Origin of the sequence: Amycolatopsis sp. NPDC057786 (assembly GCF_042797905.1) — a bacterium.
Classification (GTDB): Bacteria; Actinomycetota; Actinomycetes; order Mycobacteriales; family Pseudonocardiaceae; genus Amycolatopsis.
Genome location: NZ_JBHVKW010000136.1, coordinates 1 through 19,891, shown reverse-complemented (window position 1 = coordinate 19,891; position 19,891 = coordinate 1). Strand labels below are relative to the sequence as shown.

Genomic DNA, 19,891 nt, shown 5'->3' with positions numbered 1-19,891 from the left:
ACCTGATGTCCCGAAAGTGGCTTTCGCGACATGGGCGGGCCGGTGGAAGCCCGCACGGACTTCCGGTAGTGCGGTTCGCGCGTGATCAGAGGGACGACACGCGTGACTGAATGGACGACACGGCTGGCGGCCGGGGCCTGCCGCGAGTCGTCCATCTGAACACATGTGTCGTCCATCCAAGCACGTGTGTCGTCCGGCTGATCACGCGAACAAACCGCTCACGAGGCTAAGACCAACGTCACGTCCCGCTCCCACCGAAGGTGGAGGTCCCGGGTCAGGCTCCGGTCCGACGCGGTAGGGCAGCCCGTCACGTCAAGCTCTCCGCATGAGAAAAACGTTGGCATTACTGGCTTTCCTGCCACTGACCATGGCCATCCCGGCGACCGCCGAAGCGGCTCCGGCGCTGCGCTGGACGTCGCCGTGCCCGGACTACGGCATCACACCCTCACCGACCGAGGGCCTCGAATGCGCGAAACTCAAGGTGCCGCTGGACTACGCCGATCCCGGCGGGCGGACCATCGAACTCACCGTCTCCCGTAATGCGAGTAAGTCGCCGAAGCGACGCGGCGTGCTGCTGATGAATCCGGGCGGCCCCGGCAGCCCCGGCCTGGCCATGCCCGCGCAGCTCGCGGAGCGACAGGGACAGTCCGGGCTGCTCGACAGTTACGACATCATCGGATTCGATCCGCGCGGAACCACCTACAGCACACCGGTGACCTGCGACCTCACCGAGGAGCAGAAGTTCATCCTCGTCGGCCCGTACGCGGACGGCCCGCGTGACGTCGCCGAGAAGGCGGCGAAGTCCCGTGTGGTGGCCAAGCAATGTGCCGCGTCGAAGACGGCGGATCTCCTGCCGCAGATGACCACCGCCAACACCGCGCGCGACATGGACCGGATTCGCGAGGCGCTGGGGGAGCGGAAGATCTCCTATTACGGCGTCTCGTACGGGAGCTACCTCGGCGCCGCATACGCGTCGATGTTCCCCGCGCGCACGGATCGGATCGTGCTGGACAGCCTCGTCGGCCCCGGCGGACTGGACGTCCGGGCGCATCAGCGTTTCGCTGACGGCTTCGACGATCGTTTCGGCGACTTCACGGCCTGGGCGGCGGCCCGGGACGACGTCTACCACCTCGGGCGGACGCAGGCGGAGGTGACGGCGAAGTTCTTCTGGCCGAAAAGCGCCCGGGCATCCGAAGCGACACCTGGGGAGCGCTGTACGACGATGGGAACTTCCCACGTCTCGCCGTGCAGTGGACCGCTCCGTCCGCGAAGGCACAGGGCGGTCCGCTAGACACCGACAACCACGCCGCGCTCCAGCTCCAGGTGCTCTGCAACGACTCCGACTGGCCGGAAAGCGTGCGCTACTACCAAAAGGCGGTCGAACATGCCCGCGTGACGCATCCGCTGTTCGGCCCCGCCGCCGCCAACATCACGCCTTGCGCGTTCTGGCCTGCCGAACGCCGCGAGCCTCCGGTGCGGATCCACGACCGCGGACCGTCGAACATCCTGCTGGTGCAGAACCTGCGCGATCCGGCGACGCCGCTCGTCGGCGCCCGCGAGATGCGATCGGCGCTGGGCGCGCGGGCGAAGTTCGTCACCGTGGACGCGGGCGGGCACGGCGTCTTCACCATGGGGAACGCCTGCGGCAACGACTTCGTGCTCCGGTACCTGCGGGACGGCGCCCTCCCGGCGGCCGACACGCACTGCCGCTAGACCGAACGGCCCATACGCCACCCCGGATGCGGCCGAACGGCCGCTTGTACCCCAGGTAGCAGGACAAATACTTTCGAAATGTCGTGCAAGTCATACGGCAATTCACCGGTGGCGAAAGGTGGTACGCCATGAAGAGGACGGCTTCCCGGACGGGGATCCTGGCGGCGCTCGTCGGGCTGGCGGTGACGGGGCTGACCGCCGTCGCGAGCCCCGCTCACGCCGGACCGGTCCAGCATCAGGCAGCGACCGACGCGCGGGCGGTGTCGGCCTACTGGACGCCCGAGCGGATGCGGTCGGCGGTGCCGATCGAACAGCTGGTCCAGGCGCCCGCCTTCACTCCGAAGGACGTCGCGAAGGGCAAGAGCACGATCATCCAGAGCATTCCCAACGGTGGCGGCGCGTGGACCGGGGCGGGCAAGGTCGTCCAGACCGCGGGCCGGGTGTTCTTCACCATGGGCGGGCGGAACGCGTCGTGCTCCGGTGACGCGGTCACCAGCACGAACGGCAGCGTCGTGATCACTGCCGGCCACTGTGTGAAGTACCAGGGCGCCTGGCACACGAACTGGACCTTCGCGCCCGGCTACAACAACGGCAACACGCCCTACGGCACGTGGGCCGCGAAGAGCACGCTGACCACTCCGCAGTGGGAAGCGAGCGAGGACATGAACTACGACATCGGCGCGGCGGTGGTCAACCCGCTCAACGGGCAGAAGCTGACCGACGTCGTCGGCGCGCAGGGGATCGCGTTCAACCAGGCGCGCAACCAGTCGATGTACACGTTCGGGTACCCGGCGGCGGCGCCGTACGACGGCTCGAAGCTGATCTACTGCAGCGGGAGCACGTTCACCGACTTCCTGCTCACCAAGGACCACGGGATGAGCTGCAACATGACCGGTGGTTCGAGCGGCGGCCCGTGGTTCCTCAACTTCAGCGAGGCGACCGGCGCGGGTATCCAGGCCTCGGTGAACAGCTTCGGCTACAACTTCCTGCCCGGTTACATGTTCGGCCCGTACTTCGGTACGGACGCGCAGAACCTCTACAACAAGGCGCAGGCTGCCTGATCAGCCCGCCGCCCGTCCACGTTCTGGGACTTTCGTCCCGGTGGGCGGGCGGCTTTCGGCGCGGCATATCCTGGTCCGGTGAACTGGACAGTGGACGTTCCCGTCGACACGCTCCCCGAACTGCCTCCTCTGCCTCCCGAGCTGCGTGACCGGCTCGACGACGCGCTTTCCCGGCCCGCGGCGCAGCAGCCCGAATGGCCGGACGCCGAGCTGACGAAGCGTGTGCGCGGCGTGCTGGAGAGCGTGCCGCCGATCACGGTCCCCGCCGAGATCGACCGCCTCTCCGACCGGCTCGCGATGGTCGCCCGCGGCGAGGCGTTCCTGCTCCAGGGCGGTGACTGCGCGGAGACGTTCGAGTCGAACACCGAGCCGCATATCCGCGCCAACCTGCGCACCCTGCTGCAGATGGCCGTCGTCCTCACCTACGGCGCGAGCCTGCCGGTGGTGAAGGTCGGCCGGATCGCCGGCCAGTACGCGAAGCCGCGTTCGGCGTCCACCGACGCGCTCGGCCTGCCGGTGTACCGCGGCGACATCATCAACTCGCTCGTCGCCAAGCCCGAACTGCGCGTTCCCGACCCGGGCCGGATGATCCGCGCCTACGCGAACGCGGGCGCCGCGATGAACCTCGTCCGCGCGCTCACCGGCGCCGGCATGGCGGACCTGCACCAGGTGCACGACTGGAACAAGGACTTCGTGAAGTCCTCGCCCGCCAGCGAACGCTACGAGGCGCTGGCCTCGGAGATCGACCGCGGCCTGCGGTTCATGTCCGCCTGCGGCGTCACCGACTCCTCGCTCCAGTCCACCGAGATCTTCGCCAGCCACGAGGCGCTGCTGCTGGACTACGAGCGCTCCATGCTGCGGATGGACCGTGCGGACGCGGCGAACCCCAAGCTGTACAACCTGTCGTCGCACTTCCTGTGGGTGGGCGAGCGGACGAGGCAGCTCGACGGCGCGCACATCGCCTTCGCCGAACTGCTGGCCAACCCGATCGGCCTCAAGATCGGCCCGACGACCACGCCGGAGCAGGCCGTCGAGTACGTCCGCCGCCTCGACCCGCGCAACGAGCCCGGCCGCCTGACGCTGATCGCCCGGATGGGCAACGGCAAGGTCCGCGAGGTGCTGCCCGCGATCGTCGAGAAGGTCGAGGCGTCCGGGCACAAGGTCATCTGGCAGTGCGACCCGATGCACGGCAACACGCACGAGTCTTCGACGGGCTACAAGACCCGGCACTTCGACCGGATCGTCGACGAGGTGCAGGGCTTCTTCGAGGTGCACCGCAAGCTCGGCACGTACCCTGGCGGCATCCACGTCGAGCTGACCGGCGAGGACGTCACCGAATGCCTCGGCGGCGCGCAGGAGATCTCGGATCTGGACCTTTCGGGCCGGTACGAGACCGCTTGCGACCCGCGCCTGAACACGCAGCAGTCGCTGGAGCTAGCGTTCCTGGTCGCGGAGATGCTGCGCGGCTGACCGGTCCCGTACGCGCTATGAAAGGTCCTTTCCTTGCAAAATTTGCAAGGAAAGGACCTTTCATAGCGCGCTAGGCGGTGTCCAGCAGCCTCGCGGCCGACTTGAGCACCCCGTCCCGCAGCGAACCCACGTCCGAGACCGCCGCCCCGTTCGCCTGAAGTCCGATGTGGACCGAGTCGCGATAGGTCGCGACCGCGATCCCGACCGCCTGCCGCGGCGCCAGCGGCACGAACGGGTACACGCCGGCGACCTTCGTCCCGTCGAGGGTGAGCCGGTTGGGCGGCACCGGCACCGTGGTGACCACGAGGTCGAACAGCAGCGGCGCGGCCAGCCCGGCGGCCTTCGAACCGAGCCGGTGCAGCATCGGCGGCATCCGGTCGGCGAGGAGCGGGAACGCGCCCGCGCCCCGCGCCGGGCCCGCCGCCTTGTTCCGGCTCATCTCGCGCTGGACGGCCAGCAGCCGCTCCACCGGATCGTCGAGGCCGACCGGCAGGTCGCAGAGATAGCCCGACAGCTTGTTCCCGCCGAGCTGTTCGGCGGAGCGCCCGCGCACGCTGACCGGGATGAGTGCCCGCAGCGTCCGGTCGTCGGCACGCTGCCCGCGGTTGATCATCCAGTCGCGCAGCGCACCGCTGAGGATCGCCAGCACGACATCGTTGGCGGTCCCGCCGTGGGACCGGCGGATCCGCCGGATCTCGGCGGTGTCCAGCCGGACGAGACCGAGCCGTCGTTCGGTCGACGGCGGCGCGCTGATCGGCGAGAGCGGCGAACGGGTCGCGCGGACGACCGACGAGGCGATCCCGGCCTGGGCCAGCGTCGAGCCGACGGCCTCCTTGACAGCGTCCACAGGGGAGCGAGGCGCGGGCGGCCCGGACCCGCCGTGCGGGCGCCTCGGCGCACGGGGGAGTTCATCGAGCAGACCCACGGCGACGGCGTACGCGCCGGCTCCATCGGTGAGGGCGTGGTGCAGTTTCAGCAGCAGCGCGAACTCGCCGTCCGGCAGGCCGGTGACGAGATGCAAGTCCCACAAGGGTTTTCCGGTGTCGAGCGGCCGCCCCATCCAGCGCGAGGCGTAGGCGGAGAGCGGGTCCGGTTCGTACAGGGAGCTCAGATGGTGATGTGAAATATGTTCACTGGCAACGAAATCCGGGTCCTCGGCCCAGATGGCGGCGCCGGGTGGGAACAGCGCGGTGCGGGGGCGCTGACGCAGCTTCGGGAGCCGCGCGGCCCGCTCGGCCAGCAGCGCGGTCAGCTTACGCGCGTGCACCTGCCCATGCGGACGGAAGGTGACCACCGCGCCCATGTGCATGGGCGTCGTTTCGCTTTCCAGGCAAAGGAAAGCGACATCGAGTGCGCTCAGCTGGGGGCCTGACATCAGTGACCTTTCTCGGAACCGGCGGCGATGTGCACAACTGCACCAGCCTGACATGACGAGCGGGTGGTCGTCATGTTTCAGGGGCGCTAACTACCACTGGTTTCACTCGAACGATGGGATCACCTTCGGACATGGACCACGACTCTGCGACAGATGGTGGACAGTGCGTCCCCGGGTAACTCGTTAGCGGATCATCCGAGGAAACCGGCAGACTGCACCACCATGACCGACGAACCGAAGCGCCCCGAACCGCCGCTCACCGGCGACGAGCGCACGCAGCTGAACGGCTTCCTCGACTTCCTCCGCGCCACCGTCGTGTGGAAGTGCTCCGGCCTCACCGACGAGCAGGCCCGCCGTCCGCTCGTCCCGAGTGAACTGACCACCGTCGCCGGTCTGCTCGGGCATCTGACCCTCGTCGAGCAGTACTGGTTCAACGTGGTGCTCAACGGGCAGGAGGACGTCTGGAAGGAGGCACTGGAAGCCGATCCGGACGCCGAGTTCCGGGTCGCCATGCAGACCCCGATCGAGCAGCTGATCGCCGCCTACGAGGCCGAGTGCGAGCGGAGCCGCAAGATCGTCGAATCGATGGGGCTGGACGACGAGGTCCCCTTCCGTGGCGAGCGCAAGGTCAACGTCCGGTTCGTGGTCGCGCACATGATCGAGGAGACCGGCAGGCACGCCGGTCACCTCGACCTGTTGCGCGAGCTGACCGACGGTCTCACCGGGGAGTGACGCGGCGCGGGGGCAGCGGGAAGAACCCGCTGGTCCGCTCGACGTACGCCGCGTATCCCGGCCGTGAACGCCGCAATCCCTTCTCCAGCAAAGGTTTTCCGGTTCCCTTGGCCAGCGTGTACGTCATCGCGATCGGCGACAGGATCGTCGCCGCCCCCACCCAGCTCGAACACGCCAGCAGATACAGGCCCCACCACACGCACGCGTCGCCGAAGTAGTTCGGATGCCGGGTGTAGCGCCACAGCCCGCTGTCGAGCACCTTCCCCTTGTTGTCCGGGTCGGCCTTGAAGCGGCGCAGCTGTTCGTCGCCGATCGTCTCGAACCCGAAGCCGACCAGCCACACCGCGACGCCGAGCCACGCCGTCACCCCGAAGGTGTCGCCGTACATCGCGAACTGGACCGGCAGCGAGACGAACCAGAGCACCACCGCCTGGACCAGATAGACGCGGACGAAGAGTTTGAGCGCCGGGTTCTCGGCCATCCGCACGTAGCGCGGGTCTTCGGGCAGCTTGTGGTTGCGCACGTGGAGGTGGACGCCGAGGCGCACGCCCCAGACCGCGGTCAGCAGAGCGGCGACCGCGCGCAGCGCGACCGACCCGTCCCCGAGCGGCGCCGCGACCAGCGCGACGAGTACGAAGCCCGGCCCCCAGAGCGTGTCGACGGTGTCGTAGCGCTTCCGCCATCTCGCGATACCGAAGGTGACGACGAAGGCCAGCAGCGTCGCGCCCGCCGTGATCGCGAGTGTCCCGCCGAGCGGCATCAGGACCACTCCCGGGTGGCGGGCATCGCGCTCGCACCCTCGTCGGAGGGACGGACCGCCAGGATCTGGTCCACGCCCATCCGGTTCTCTTCGAACGCGAGCGCCCCGCCGACCAGGTACAGCCGCCAGACCCGCGCGCCGGATTCACCGATCAGCGCCACGACGTCGTCCCAGTTGTCCTCGAGCGTCCGCTCCCACGCCCGGACCGTGCGCACGTAGTGCTCGCGGAGCGCGTGGACGTCGCGGATCTCGAACCCGGCGATCTCCAGATACCCGAGCGTGCGGCTCAACGGCCGCATCGTCATGTCGGGGGCGATGTAGCGCTCGATGAACGCACCGCCGCCTGGGGCCACCGCGCCGCGGGACATCTGCTGCAGGACCAGCCGTCCGGTGGGCTTGACCATCCGGTACAGCGTCCGCGTGTACTCCGGGTAGTTCTCCTCACCGACGTGTTCGCCCATCTCGATGGACGCGACCGCGTCGAACGGCTCGTCGGCCAGCTCGCGATAGTCCTGCCGCCGGACCTCGACCCGTTCCTCCAGATCGTGCTGGGCGAGGCGGCCGCGGACGTGCTGCCGTTGCTCCGCCGACAGCGTGATCCCGACGGCCTGGACGCCGTGGTGCTTCGCGGCGTGCACCAGCAGCGAGCCCCAGCCGCAGCCGACGTCCAGCAGCCGCATCCCCGGCCGCAGCCCGAGCTTCCGGCAGATCAGCTCGAGTTTGTCCCACTGTGCCTGCTCGACGCCGTATCCGTGCTCGTCGGAGGTCCAGTACCCGGTCGAGTAGGCCATCGATTCGTCGAGCAACAGCTGGTAGAAGGCGTTGCCGAGGTCGTAGTGGTGCGCGATGGCCGACTTGTCGCGAAGCAGGGTGTGCAGCTTCCCGGACAACCGGGCCTCCTCGGAAGGCGGTTTGGGCGGCGGCCCGACGACGCCGAGGCCCACCGCGATCCGCAGCGCCTCCGCCCATTCGCGTGGGCCGAGCTTCGCGCCACGCGCGGCACCCGATCGGGTCAGCGCCCAGATCCGGCGGAATCCGTCGGCGAGGTCGCCTTCGACATCGAGATCACCGGAGACGTAGGCCCTGGCCAGGCCCAATTCGCCGGGGGCGTACAGGAGTCGGCGCAGGGCACGCCGGTTCCGGAGTACCACGGTCGGGGCATCCGGCGGACCGGCGCGTACGCCATCCCAGGTACGCAGACCGACCGGCAGGGAGCCGCCGAGGAGCCGCTCGGCGAACGGGACTAGGCGGGACGCGGGACTGTTCGGCATAGTCGTCATTCGCTCCCGGACCGGAAAGGGATGGGTCGGATGCTCAGCCGGTTCACGAGATCCAATCCTCGCCCGATCCGGCTCCGAATGCCTCATGTGCACACCAAGGGTCAACGCATCGGAGTCATCGGCAGCGGCGTCGCCGGCCTCACGGCGGCGTACCTGCTGCAACGCCGTTACGAGGTACTGCTGTTCGAAGCCGACGACAGGCTGGGAGGCCACGCGCACACCCACGACGTCCCGAGCGCGCACGGCGGCACCGTCGGCGTCGACTCCGGGTTCATCGTGCACAACGAGCGTACCTACCCGAATCTGCTCCGCCTGTTCGCCGAACTGGGCGTCGCCACCCGCGACACCGAGATGTCGATGAGCATCCGCTGCGACGGCTGCGGTCTCGAGTACGCCGGCGCCAAGGGACTGAAGGGCCTGTTCGCCCAGCCGCGTAACGTCGCACGCGCCGGTTATCTGCGGATGCTCGCCGAGGTCAAGCGCTTCCACCGGCACGCGAAGCGCGTCCTCGACGCGCCCGAGGCCGGAGACGTCACCCTGGGCGCTTTCCTCGCGATCGGCGGGTACACGAAGTACTTCGTCGACCACTTCATGCTCCCGGTCGTCTCGACCGTCTGGTCCGCCGACCGGACGGACACGCTGAAGTATCCCGCGCGGTACCTGTTCGAGTTCCTGCGGAACCACGGGATGTTGTCGGTCGGCGGGTCACCGAGGTGGCGCACCGTCGTCGGAGGCTCGCGCGAATACGTCGAACTGGCCGCCAAACAGCTGACCGCCGTGCATCTGTCGACGCCGGTCCGTTCGGTGAAGCGCACCGCGCGGGGGATCGAGGTCCGCGACGACGCCGACACGCGGTACCGGCTCGACAAGGTCGTCCTGGCCACGCACGCGGACCAGGCGCTGAGACTGCTCGTTTCGCCGACCGAGGCCGAGCGCGAGGTCCTCGGCGCGTTCCGGTACTCCAGTAACGAGGCATGGCTGCACACCGACACCGGCGTGCTCCCGGCGGCGGACTCGGCGCGGGCGGGCTGGAACTACGCCACCCCGTTCTGCGGTGCCGGCCACGGCGCGGTCCAGGTGTCCTACGACATGAACCGACTGATGCGGCTCGACGAACCGACCGGCTACGTCGTCACGCTCAACCCCGGCACAGTGCCCGAAGCCGGTTCGGTGCTGGCCAAGATGACCTACGAGCACCCGGTCTACACCCCGGAATCCGTGGCCGCCCAGCGGCGTCTGCCCGAGCTCGACGACGACACGGTCGCCTTCGCCGGCGCTTACCACGGCTGGGGGTTCCACGAGGACGGCTGCGTGTCCGGTGTCCGCGCGGCCGAGAACTTCGGGGTGCGCTGGTGACCGTCATGGCCGTGCTCTACGACTCCACGGTGGCGCATGTCCGGCGCGAAGACCCGCCGATCTCGTTCGCCCACCGGATCTACCTGTGGTTCATCGACCTCGATATGCCGCCGAAGCTGCCGTGTTGGCTGCGCCCCTTCGCGCGCTTCGACCCGCGAGATCACTTCGCGCCCGAGGACACCTCCAGCATCAGGTCCAAATTGGACCGCTGGCTCGCGGCGCACGGCGTCGACCTCCGCGGCGGGCGGGTGCTGATGCTGGCAGGCGCGCGGATGCTCGGCCACAACTTCAACCCGATCACCCTGTACTGGTGCCACCGGCCCGACGGGGAGCTCGAATGTGTCGTCGCCGAGGTCCACAACACCTACGGCGGCAGGCACGCGTACCTCCTGAGGCCCGACGCGGGCGGGAACGCCTTCGCGGGCAAGGAGTTCTACGTCTCGCCGTTCCAGCCGATGGACGGCGAGTACCGGATGGAGGTGCCGAGGCCGGAGTCGCTGCTCTCGGTCAGGATCGCCCTCCGCCGGGACGGGCGGACACCGCTGACCGCGTCGCTGCGCGGCGTGCGGCGGCCCGCCACCACGAGATGGCTGGCGCACCTGCTGATCACCCGCCCGTTCATGCCGCACCGGGTCTCCGCGCTGATCCGGCGGCACGGGATCACACTGTGGAGGAAGAAGGCTCCGATCACCCGGCGGACGCCGCAAACGGCCGGAGGCACGCTTGATGGATGAATCGGCACGCCCGCGCCGGATGGCGCCCGTCCCCGGTGACGGCGAACCGGCCGGACCGACGGCCGAGGAGCTGCTCGTGCGGGTCGCGAAGGGCGACGAGCGCGCCTTCGACGCACTGTACGACCGGCTCGCCGGCCCGGTCCTCGGCCTGGTGCGGCGGATCCTCCGTGACGCCGCGCAGTCCGAAGAGGTCACCCAGGAGGTCATGGTGGAGCTGTGGCGCACGGCCACGCGCTACTCCCCGGAGCGGGGGAGCGCGCTGAACTGGGCCATGACGCTCGCGCACCGCCGTGCGGTCGACCGGGTCCGCTCGGCGCGCGCCAGTTCGGATCGCGAGGTCAAGGCGACCTTCGAGGCCGCCCGCGCCCGGCCCTTCGACGAGGTGGCCGAGACCGTCGCGGCCCGCTGGGAACGGTCGCAGGTGCGCCGCTGTCTCACGACCTTGACCGAGCTGCAACGGGAATCCGTGCTGCTCGCCTACTACCAGGGCTATACCTATCGTGAGGTCTCCGAGGTGCTGCAGACCCCACACGGGACCATCAAGACCCGGCTCCGGGACGGCCTGATCAGGCTCCGGGACTGTTTGGGGGTGACGGCATGACCATGCCGGAGATGCACACGCTCACCGGCGCCTACGCCGTCGACGCGCTGTCCGAAGTGGAGCGTGCCCGGTTCCAGCGGCACCTCGCCGAGTGCGCGGCGTGCGCGCAGGAGGTCCTCGAACTGCAGATGACCGCGACCCGGCTCGGTGCCGCGCTGGCCGAGGACCCGCCGCCCGAACTCAAACGCCGCGTGCTCGCCGAGGCGATGGCGACCAGGCAGCTGCCGCCGAAGACGCGGTTCGGCGCGGGGGAGCGCGTCAAGGACCGGCGGCGCGCCCCGCGCTGGGCGATCGCCGCGGTCGCGGCGGCGGTCGTCGGGCTGGCGGGTACCGCCGTGTTCGGCGGGATCGCCTACGACAACCACTCGCAGCTGACCGCCGCGCGCGAGCGGGCGGCGGAGTACGCGGACCGGTACGCCCCGGTCGCCGACGTCCTTTCGGCCGCCGACCTCCGGACCGGGCACGCCGAGACCTCGGTGGGCGGCGGCGGGACCGTGATGATGTCGCGTTCGAAGGACAAGCTCGTCTTCATGGCGGCACAGCTGCCGAAGAACGAACCGGGGCGGATCTACCAGGCCTGGCTGATGTACCCGGGCACCGCGCCGAAACCCGCCGGGCTCATTCCCGGTGGTCAGGACGGTGCGCTGCTGGTCGCCGACGGGCTGGGCGGTGCCGAGAAGTTCGCGCTCAGCGTCGAACAGGACGGCGGATCACCGACGGGATCACCGTCGAAGGACGTCGTCATGGTCATGACCATGCCCACCTGATCTTGGCCCCTACCGTCTGTCGGTGAACCCGCGTCCGCGATCGACGTCGGCGGGACGCTGTCCGGCCGAACCTCTCACGTCGGCGGGTAAGGCGCCCTGCCACCGCGATAGCGGGGGCCTTCGGCGGGCGGGTTCACGTGTCATGTCCCTTCACGAGTTCGTCCTCAGCTCCGCCAATGGCCTCTTTACCAGGCCGCCGTTCGCCGCCGCGACCGGGTCTCGCTCTTGCGCCCGCGAACATGTTGTGGCAAAACACCTTTGCGACACACGGCGTGGCTACTGGATTCGAGCCTGCCTGGTGCATACCGTCCTGCTTCAACGTCGGCAGTTGACATAGCTCTCAATCTGAACTTCAGCTCGAGGGTTCGGGACAGGCTCAGCGACCGGCGGGCAGCACGAGCACACACGATCAGGAAGGCGGCTCCGATGACGCCCCCGCACAACTACCTTGCGGTGATCAAGGTCGTCGGTATCGGCGGCGGCGGAGTGAACGCCGTGAACCGCATGATCGAGGTCGGCCTCAAGGGTGTCGAGTTCATCGCGGTGAACACCGACGCTCAGGCACTGCTCATGTCCGACGCCGACGTCAAGCTCGACATCGGCCGGGAACTGACCCGCGGCCTCGGTGCCGGCGCCGCCCCCGAGGTGGGGCAGAAGGCCGCCGAGGACCACCGCGAAGAGATCGAAGAGGTCATCAAGGGCGCCGACATGGTGTTCGTGACCGCGGGCGAGGGCGGTGGCACGGGCACCGGTGGCGCGCCGGTCGTCGCCCAGATCGCCCGCAAGCTCGGCGCGCTGACCATCGGCGTCGTCACCCGGCCCTTCACCTTCGAGGGCAAGCGCCGCAGCAAGCAGGCCGAAGACGGCATCCAGCAGTTGCGCAACGAATGCGACACCCTGATCGTCATCCCGAACGACCGGCTGCTGCAGCTGGGCGACATCGGCGTCTCGCTGATGGACGCCTTCCGCTCGGCGGACGAGGTCCTGCTTTCGGGTGTCCAGGGCATCACCGACCTGATCACCACGCCGGGTCTGATCAACCTGGACTTCGCCGACGTCAAGAGCGTCATGTCCGGCGCGGGTTCCGCGTTGATGGGCATCGGCTCGGCGCGCGGCGAGGGCCGGGCCATCCAGGCGGCGGAGAAGGCGATCAACTCGCCGCTGCTGGAAGCGTCGATGGACGGGGCGCACGGCGCGCTGCTGTCGATCGCGGGCGGGTCGGACCTCGGCCTGTTCGAAATCAACGAGGCCGCGTCGCTGGTGCAGGAATCCGCGCACCCCGACGCCAACATCATCTTCGGGACGATCATCGACGACTCGCTCGGCGACGAGGTCCGGGTCACCGTGATCGCGGCCGGTTTCGACGCGGGCACCCCGACCCACAAGAAGCTCGACCCGCCGGCGTTCGGCTCCCGGTCGAACTCGACCGCGTCCGCACAGGCCGGTCAGGTCAACGGTGGTGGGGCGACCCCGGTGCAGAGCCCGCCTTCGGGTGCCACGCCGGTGCCGTCGACCGGTTCGAACGGCTACCCGGTCGCGCCGCCGCGCACGCACACGCCCATGCCGTCCGCCCGTAACGAGGGCAACGGCTCGATGACCGGCGGGCTCCCGCAGCCCGGCGGCGGGTCGCGCGGCTACTCGCCGATCGGGTCGAACTCGAACCACGGCAGCCTGCCCGGCCGCGCCACCCCGGTGCACGACGACCCGTCGGACGACGAGGTCGACGTTCCCCCGTTCATGCGGCGGTAGTTCTCGCAGTACGGTTCCGTGAAGGCCTCCTTGACTACAGTCGAGGGGGCCTTCACTCAGGTCTAGGAGGAAACGCGTGCGGGTACGGCGGGTTGTCACGACAAGGGCGGGCGGGGCTTCCCGGCCGCCTTACGACACCTTCAACCTCGGTGATCACGTCGGCGACGACGCGGGCGACGTCTACGCCAACCGCAAACGGCTCGCCACCGAACTCGGCCTCGCCGAGGACAGGCTGGCGTGGATGGAGCAGGTCCACGGCCGGACCGCCACCGTCGTCGACGGTTCGGAGACCTCCGCCGCCGAAGCGACCGACGCGCTCGTGACCGCGGAGCCCGGTCTCGCGCTCGTGGTGCTCGTCGCCGACTGCGTCCCCCTTCTGCTGGCCGACGCCGAAGCCGGTGTCGTCGCCGCCGTCCACGCGGGCCGCGTCGGCGCCAGGGTCGGCGTCGTCCCCGCCGCGATCGAGGCGATGCGTTCGGTCGGCGCCGAACCGGCCCGCACCGAAGCGCTGCTCGGTCCCGCGATCTGCGGCGACTGCTACGAAGTCCCCGCCGACATGGCCGCCGACGTCGAAAAGCACGTTCCGGGCAGCGCCTGCAAAACCCGCAAGGGCACGCCGGGGCTCGACCTGCGCGCCGGGCTCTGGCGGCAGCTGGCCGACCTCGGCGTCGGCAAGATCGGCGTCGATCCGCGCTGTACCAACGAAGACAAGACTCTGTTCAGTTTCCGCCGCGACGGCACCACCGGCCGGATCGCGGGTATCACGTGGCTGGACGCGGCGTGAGTGACGCACGAAAGGCGGAACTCGCCGCGTCCCTCGCCGAAGTGGAAGAGCGGATCGGCGCCGCGTGCAAGGCCGCCGGCCGGGCCCGCGACGAGGTCAAGTTGCTCGCGGTCACCAAGACCTTCCCGGCGCTCGACGCCGCGCTGCTCGCCGACCTCGGCGCGCTCGACCTCGCCGAGAACCGCGATCAGGAGGCGGGCGCGAAGGCCGACGAGGTCGCCGGTCTCCGTCCGGACGCCCGGATCCGCTGGCATATGGTCGGCAGCCTGCAGCGGAACAAGGCCAAATCGGTCGTGCGCTGGGCGGACGAGGTCCAGTCCGTCGACTCCGAGCGCCTCGCCGACGCGCTCGCGAAGGCGACCAAGTCGGCGCTGGATTCCGGGCAACGCGAGCACCCGCTGGACGTCCTCATTCAAGTAAGCCTCGATGACGATCCGAAGCGCGGGGGCATTCGGTTGAGCGAAATGAGCCATTTGGCGGAGCGGATAGCCCATGTGGGTGGTATTCGCCTCCGAGGGCTTATGGCGGTGGCGCCACTGGGTACTGATCCCGCGGAGGCGTTCGGGAAACTCGCTCGTGCGTCGGAGCGTCTACGGGAAGAACACCCAAAAGCCCGTGAGATCTCCGCCGGAATGAGCAATGATCTCGAGCAGGCGATCGCGCACGGCTCGACCTGTGTGCGTGTCGGAACCGCGTTGCTCGGTGGGCGCGGTTTAGCCTCGCCCTAGGGAATACCGTCTCGTCGTTACGGGGAGTGGCGGCGAGGGCGGGGGAGTACGGTGCGGGACGCGGCTAAGGCTAGGGAGAGGCATGAGCGCGCTGCAGAAGCTGAAGGCCTACTTCGGGATGGTGCCCGCGGACGAAGACGGCTATGACGTCGAGGACGACTACCGGCGAGGCTACGCCTCAAAGGACTATGCCGACGACGAGTACGACTACGACGACGAGCCGCCGGCCCGGTCACGGGGTGGACGTTACCGGGACGAAGTTGACACGTATGACGAGCCTGCGCCCCGGCCTCGGTCACGCTCCGTGGCCAGCCCGGAGCCTGCCGTCCACGGAGCGCTGGCGATGGACCGTCAGCCGGAGCCGGTCGCGCGGCTGCGGCCGGTCACCGAGCCGGTGCGGCCGCCGGTGCGTGACCCGTTGAGCCGGATCACGACGCTGCACCCGACGAGCTACGCGGAAGCGCGGGCGATCGGGGAGCACTACCGGGAAGGCATTCCGGTGATCATGAACCTCACGGAGATGGAGAACGCGGACGCCAAGCGTCTCGTCGACTTCGCCGCGGGGCTCGCTTTCGCGTTGCGCGGATCGATGGACAAGGTCACCAACAAGGTGTTCCTTCTCTCACCGCCCGATGTGGATGTCACCGCGGAGGACCGCCGACGGATTGCCGAAGGCGGATTGTTCCTGCGCGGCTGATCACCCGGTGACCGCTGAGCGCAGCCGGATGTGATTTTGTCGACTCATCGCCATCCGCGGCCCGTCAACTGCGTGTTTTGACGCGAGGCATGGCAGAGTGGTTACGTGAATGCTGTGTTGCTGGTCGTCTGGTACGTGCTGTTCGCCTTCTGGCTCCTGCTGACGGCACGGATCGTCGTCGAGCTCGTGCGCGCTTTCGCTCGCGAGTGGCGTCCTGCCGGAGGGGTTGCGGTAACGCTCGAGACCATCTACACAGTGACCGACCCACCGGTTCGTCTGTTCAGACGAATCATCCCGACCGTACGAATCGGCGGCGTCGGACTGGACTTATCGATTATGGTGCTGCTGTTGGTTGTGTTCTTCGCGATGCAGCTGGCAACGCCAGGGTGATTTTCGGGGAAGCCCCGGTGGACCTGCAGGCCATGGAGTGCGTGAGGTGATCTGATGTCGTTGACCCCCGCTGACGTGCATAACGTCGCGTTCAGCAAGCCGCCCATTGGCAAAAGGGGCTACAACGAGGACGAGGTGGACGCGTTCCTCGACCTGGTGGAGACCGAGCTTGCCCGGTTGATCGAGGACAACAACGAGCTGCGGCAGCAGGTCGAACAGCTCGACAACGAGCTCGAGACCACTCGTGGTGAGCTCGAGAACGCCAAGGCCGGCGCCGTCGGCCCGCCGCCGCAGGTACGCGACGAGCCGTCGCGCCGCCTGGCGCCGGTGCCGCCGCCGCAGTCGGCGATGGAGCAGACCCAGGCCCATTCGATGGTGCCGGACAACGGGGAGCCCAACGTCCAGGCCGCGAAGGTGCTCGGGCTGGCGCAGGAAATGGCCGATCGGCTCACCGCCGAGGCCAAGACCGAGTCGGACGGCATGCTCGCAGAGGCCCGGACCAAGTCCGAGCAGCTGTTGTCGGACGCGCGGTCCAAGTCGGACTCGATGGTGAACGAGGCGCGTACGCGTGCCGAGACGATGCTGAACGACGCGCGAACCCGTGCCGAAACCTTGGAGCGCCAGGCGCGCGACAAGGCGACGACCATGGAGCGCGAGGCTCAGCGCAAGTACACCGAGACCATGAACAACATGAACGCGGAGAAGGGCTCGCTGGGCAAGAAGATCGAAGAGCTGCGCACGATCGAGCGGGAGTACCGCACGAGGCTGCGCGGGTTCCTCGAGTCCCAGCTGCGTGAGCTCGACGACCGTGGTTCGGCCGCTCCCGCGTCGGCGTCTTCGTCGAGCTCGGGGCAGTCCTCGTCCTCCGGTAGCGGACAGGGTTACTCGTTCGGCCCCCGGGCCGAAGCGGGCTGATCTCCACCCGGTTCGTTTCTACACTGGTTTGTTTCTACACAGTGGAACGGCCTCGGCACTCTCCGGAGGGTCGGGGCCGTTTCCCTTTGCCCTCGTGTTGTAATTCACCGTGCTCTACATCGTCCTGGTACTGGTACTGGCGGCTCTGGGGCTGCTCGTCGCGGCGCTCATCACCGCGAACTCCCTGTGGGCTTGGATCTCCATCGGTGTCTCCGTCGTCGCGGGGTTGCTGCTCCTCTTCGACCTGCTGCGCCGCCGGAAGAAGCGCGCTCCGGTCGAGGAATCTGCGGATGACTCGGCCGAAGACGCCTCTGACGAAACCGAGTCCGCCGAGGGTGAGGAAAAGAAACCCGAGGACGCCGAGCAGACCGTCTTGATGCCCGCCACCGGCGAACTGGGCGACGCGGAGGACACCCCGGAGCCTCAGCGCGGTGGCGACCCCGGCGAGGAGAAGAGCGCCCCCGAGGATGTGGCGATCGTCTCCGAACTCGAGACCGAGATCGTGGTCGTCGACGAATACCCGCGCTATCACGTGACCTCGTGCGAGTGGCTCGAAACCCGGGACACGATCCCGCTCGGCATCGGCGAGGCGCGGCAGCTCGGGTTCACCCCGTGCGCGCTGTGCACGCCCGACGCCGAGATCGCCGGACAACACCGCGAGAAGGCTTAGAGCTTCCGGGCCGCTTCGCCGACCGCCACGACGTCCGCGGCGATCGTGTCGAGCACCAGGCGCTGCTCCTCGTCCGAGTCGTGGGGCACGGGGATCTCCGCTGGCTCTTCGGTCCCGAGCGTGCGCGCCGCCTCGGCGACGGCGTCCGCCGCTCCGGCGGAACCGGGCCGCAGCAAGAGCGACGACGCTGTGACGGACAGGCCACGCAACGCTTCGGCGGCGTTCTCCAGCGCGTTCCGCTGGCCGGGCGCGGGTTCCTTGCTACCCGGCTCCGCGGCGAGCAGGCCGTGGTGCGCGACCGCGGCGGCGCGGAACTCACGGCCGAGCGTCCGTGGGTCGACGTCCTCGCCGCGTAGTTTCCCCGCCACCGAACCGAGCAGGGCGCGGGTGGCGGCGACGGCGCTCTCGAACCGTTCCGCCGGGCCGGGTTTCGGCACGCCGGGAATCGCGGCGAAACCGAACAGCAGGGCGATGGCGCCGGCGAGGACCATCAGGAGCAGGTACTCGACGAGTACGTAACGCGGGTCGAGATGCCGGGTGGTCGCGTTCATGCCGACCGACATCAGGACCATGCAGCCGTTGAAGATCGCCGGACGCGTCCGCATGACCGAGAACCCGCCGAGCAACGCGACGAGCCCGATCGGCAGCAGAAACCCTTGTGGCAGAAGCCAAAGAACGAGAGTGAGCACGACGGCGCCGCCGAGAGAGCCGCCGATCCGCTGCCAGGCCTTGCTGAGGCTGTCCCGCCATTCCGGTTGCATGATGGCGAAAGTGCCGAGCAGGAACGACACGGTGAGCGGGTCGCCTGGCCGGAAACCGGCGACCACCAGTGCCAGCCCGACCCCGAGCCCGCAGCGGAGTGCGTGCCGGAACTGCGCCGACCGCCAGGAAAACGCGCCGCTCAACTCGATCCGGCGCAGTTCCTTGCGGAGTCCGTTCGGAACGTCCACACGCGACTCGTCACGTTCGGCCGCCGCGGCCCGGATGGTTTCGAGAGACTCCCAAAGCGCGGAGACGAGCCTCGCCGTGGCGCCGGGAAGCTCGGTGGGTTCCTTGCGCCGCACCGGTTCGACTTCGTCCGGTGCCGCCGGGCTCCGAACGGCGTCGGCGAGCCTGGCGGCTTCTTCCTTGGCGTCGGCGAGCGTTTCGCCGATTTCGTTGCTGTTCAGTTGTCTCCGGCGGATCTCCAGCAAGCCGGCGGCCGCGCGATAGCGGAACATGCCGCCGAGGACCCGGCCGGTCCAGCGACGAGGCCGGTCCGCGAGCCAAAGCCTCGCCGCGCGCTCCTGCGTTTCGGACGAGCCCGCCGCGAGCGCGTCGGCCAGCGCGTCACGGGTCGGCTTGGCCGGATCCTTCGCGCCCATCGCCACCCGCAACAGGATCACGACGCCCACCGCGAGAGCGGGCGCGCCCAGGATCTGCCCCGCCGAGGCCGTCCCCGTCAACTGGAAGCCGTACCCGAACAGCGACGCCATTCCGAGTCCCAGCCCGACCGTGACGAACCGTGCCCCGAGCACGGGCAACAGCCCGGCGACCACCACGATCGCCACCAGCAGCGCGATCGCCGCCCACTGCGACACCGCGCCCAGCAACCGCGGCACCCCGACCGCGAGGACCAGCGCGGGCGCGAACCACGCCAGCAACCGCAGATCCGCCCGCAACGGGCCGCCCACCGCCGCCATGAGACAGAAGAGCGCCGTGAGGGCCGCCAGAACGGCCGCGTTGCCCAGCCCCAGGACGAACCCGAGCCCGCTGACGCCGCCGAGGACCACCAGCAGGACGATGAGGAGTCCGGGCCCTTTCATCGGGCCTCGCAGAACGACATACCCGTCAACCTAGAGGCGGCGGTGGGGACGGCAACTCGGGCCCCCGCGTGGTGGGGTGGGCGGTCGTGAGGGTAATTCGCGCTCTAGGGCTTTATAGTGCTGAGGGCACCTTCGCATTCTTAATGCGCTTCGCGCGCTTAAATCTCCTTCGCGGATGCCGTTTTCCGGCAATTTTCTGGCGTTGGGCCGTTTGGGCTAGCGCAGGTGTTCGATTCGGAGTAGTTTGGGGTGGTGGCCAGCGACGATGCATCTCCAGTGACGTCCACCGAGTGGTGGCGTGTCG

Annotated in this window: 18 protein-coding genes and 1 pseudogene; 15 read left to right on the top strand and 4 right to left on the bottom strand. The window is 68.9% G+C overall.

Annotated features, from left to right (window positions below; all coding sequences use genetic code 11):
* The first annotated feature begins 325 nt into the window (after window positions 1-325).
* The 3 genes and pseudogenes from ACFVM3_RS38740 (at window position 326) to ACFVM3_RS38730 (ending at window position 4,244) form a co-directional block, all read left to right on the top strand.
* Window positions 326-1,713 (top strand): annotated as a pseudogene (locus ACFVM3_RS38740) (alpha/beta hydrolase).
* A 128-nt stretch (window positions 1,714-1,841) separates the two neighbouring features.
* Window positions 1,842-2,774: a trypsin-like serine peptidase gene (locus ACFVM3_RS38735; protein ID WP_378444799.1), complete on the top strand. Its 933-nt coding sequence runs from the start codon at window positions 1,842-1,844 to the stop codon at window positions 2,772-2,774.
* Between the two features lie 78 nt (window positions 2,775-2,852).
* Window positions 2,853-4,244, top strand: coding sequence for a class II 3-deoxy-7-phosphoheptulonate synthase (locus tag ACFVM3_RS38730; RefSeq protein WP_378444798.1), 1,392 nt, complete (start codon window positions 2,853-2,855; stop codon window positions 4,242-4,244).
* 70 nt (window positions 4,245-4,314) lie between these two features.
* Here the strand turns inward: ACFVM3_RS38730 and ACFVM3_RS38725 are convergent, their stop codons facing one another.
* Window positions 4,315-5,619, bottom strand: a complete 1,305-nt coding sequence (locus ACFVM3_RS38725) for a wax ester/triacylglycerol synthase family O-acyltransferase (RefSeq protein WP_378444797.1) — start codon at window positions 5,617-5,619, stop codon at window positions 4,315-4,317.
* A 222-nt stretch (window positions 5,620-5,841) separates the two neighbouring features.
* On the opposite strand from ACFVM3_RS38725, the gene ACFVM3_RS38720 reads away from it, so the two are divergent.
* Complete coding sequence (locus tag ACFVM3_RS38720; protein ID WP_378444796.1) at window positions 5,842-6,351, top strand: DinB family protein; 510 nt, start codon at window positions 5,842-5,844, stop codon at window positions 6,349-6,351.
* Here the strand turns inward: ACFVM3_RS38720 and ACFVM3_RS38715 are convergent.
* Window positions 6,338-7,111 carry a DUF1295 domain-containing protein gene (locus tag ACFVM3_RS38715; RefSeq protein WP_378444795.1) on the bottom strand — a complete coding sequence of 258 codons (774 nt, stop codon included), beginning with the start codon at window positions 7,109-7,111 and terminating at the stop codon, window positions 6,338-6,340. The genes ACFVM3_RS38720 and ACFVM3_RS38715 overlap by 14 nt on opposite strands.
* Entirely contained in the window at window positions 7,111-8,382 is a 1,272-nt protein-coding gene (locus tag ACFVM3_RS38710; RefSeq protein WP_378444794.1) for a class I SAM-dependent methyltransferase, read from the bottom strand. The genes ACFVM3_RS38715 and ACFVM3_RS38710 overlap by 1 nt, the downstream gene beginning before the upstream one ends.
* Before the next feature lie 87 nt (window positions 8,383-8,469).
* On the opposite strand from ACFVM3_RS38710, the gene ACFVM3_RS38705 reads away from it, so the two are divergent.
* The 11 genes from ACFVM3_RS38705 to ACFVM3_RS38655 all read left to right on the top strand — a co-directional run bounded on the left by ACFVM3_RS38705 (window position 8,470) and on the right by ACFVM3_RS38655 (window position 17,782).
* Complete coding sequence (locus tag ACFVM3_RS38705; RefSeq protein ID WP_378444793.1) at window positions 8,470-9,747, top strand: NAD(P)/FAD-dependent oxidoreductase; 1,278 nt, start codon at window positions 8,470-8,472, stop codon at window positions 9,745-9,747.
* Between the two features lie 5 nt (window positions 9,748-9,752).
* The gene (locus tag ACFVM3_RS38700) at window positions 9,753-10,481 is read left to right on the top strand and encodes a DUF1365 domain-containing protein (RefSeq protein WP_378444800.1); all 729 of its coding nucleotides are present in this window, start codon (window positions 9,753-9,755) and stop codon (window positions 10,479-10,481) included.
* Window positions 10,474-11,082: an ECF RNA polymerase sigma factor SigK gene (gene sigK / locus ACFVM3_RS38695; protein ID WP_378444792.1), complete on the top strand. Its 609-nt coding sequence runs from the start codon at window positions 10,474-10,476 to the stop codon at window positions 11,080-11,082. The genes ACFVM3_RS38700 and sigK overlap by 8 nt, the downstream gene beginning before the upstream one ends.
* Window positions 11,079-11,849 carry an anti-sigma factor domain-containing protein gene (locus ACFVM3_RS38690; RefSeq protein ID WP_378444791.1) on the top strand — a complete coding sequence of 257 codons (771 nt, stop codon included), beginning with the start codon at window positions 11,079-11,081 and terminating at the stop codon, window positions 11,847-11,849. Before sigK ends, ACFVM3_RS38690 begins: the two co-directional genes overlap by 4 nt.
* A gap of 426 nt (window positions 11,850-12,275) precedes the next feature.
* Window positions 12,276-13,598 (top strand): cell division protein FtsZ, encoded by a 1,323-nt coding sequence (gene ftsZ / locus ACFVM3_RS38685; protein ID WP_125684264.1) that lies wholly within the window; start codon window positions 12,276-12,278, stop codon window positions 13,596-13,598.
* Between the two features lie 76 nt (window positions 13,599-13,674).
* On the top strand, window positions 13,675-14,382 hold the full coding sequence (pgeF, locus tag ACFVM3_RS38680; protein WP_378444790.1) for a peptidoglycan editing factor PgeF: 708 nt from the start codon (window positions 13,675-13,677) through the stop codon (window positions 14,380-14,382).
* Window positions 14,379-15,110 (top strand): YggS family pyridoxal phosphate-dependent enzyme, encoded by a 732-nt coding sequence (locus tag ACFVM3_RS38675; protein WP_378444789.1) that lies wholly within the window; start codon window positions 14,379-14,381, stop codon window positions 15,108-15,110. Before pgeF ends, ACFVM3_RS38675 begins: the two co-directional genes overlap by 4 nt.
* A gap of 82 nt (window positions 15,111-15,192) precedes the next feature.
* On the top strand, window positions 15,193-15,807 hold the full coding sequence (locus ACFVM3_RS38670) for a cell division protein SepF (RefSeq protein ID WP_378444788.1): 615 nt from the start codon (window positions 15,193-15,195) through the stop codon (window positions 15,805-15,807).
* 114 nt (window positions 15,808-15,921) lie between these two features.
* Window positions 15,922-16,197 (top strand): YggT family protein, encoded by a 276-nt coding sequence (locus tag ACFVM3_RS38665; RefSeq protein WP_005155180.1) that lies wholly within the window; start codon window positions 15,922-15,924, stop codon window positions 16,195-16,197.
* Between the two features lie 54 nt (window positions 16,198-16,251).
* Window positions 16,252-17,112 (top strand): DivIVA domain-containing protein, encoded by an 861-nt coding sequence (locus ACFVM3_RS38660; protein ID WP_192741184.1) that lies wholly within the window; start codon window positions 16,252-16,254, stop codon window positions 17,110-17,112.
* Between the two features lie 109 nt (window positions 17,113-17,221).
* Window positions 17,222-17,782 (top strand): hypothetical protein, encoded by a 561-nt coding sequence (locus ACFVM3_RS38655; protein WP_378444787.1) that lies wholly within the window; start codon window positions 17,222-17,224, stop codon window positions 17,780-17,782.
* Here ACFVM3_RS38655 and ACFVM3_RS38650 read toward each other — a convergent pair.
* Entirely contained in the window at window positions 17,779-19,587 is a 1,809-nt protein-coding gene (locus ACFVM3_RS38650) for an FUSC family protein (RefSeq protein ID WP_378444786.1), read from the bottom strand. The genes ACFVM3_RS38655 and ACFVM3_RS38650 overlap by 4 nt on opposite strands.
* Window positions 19,588-19,891: the final 304 nt, after the last annotated feature.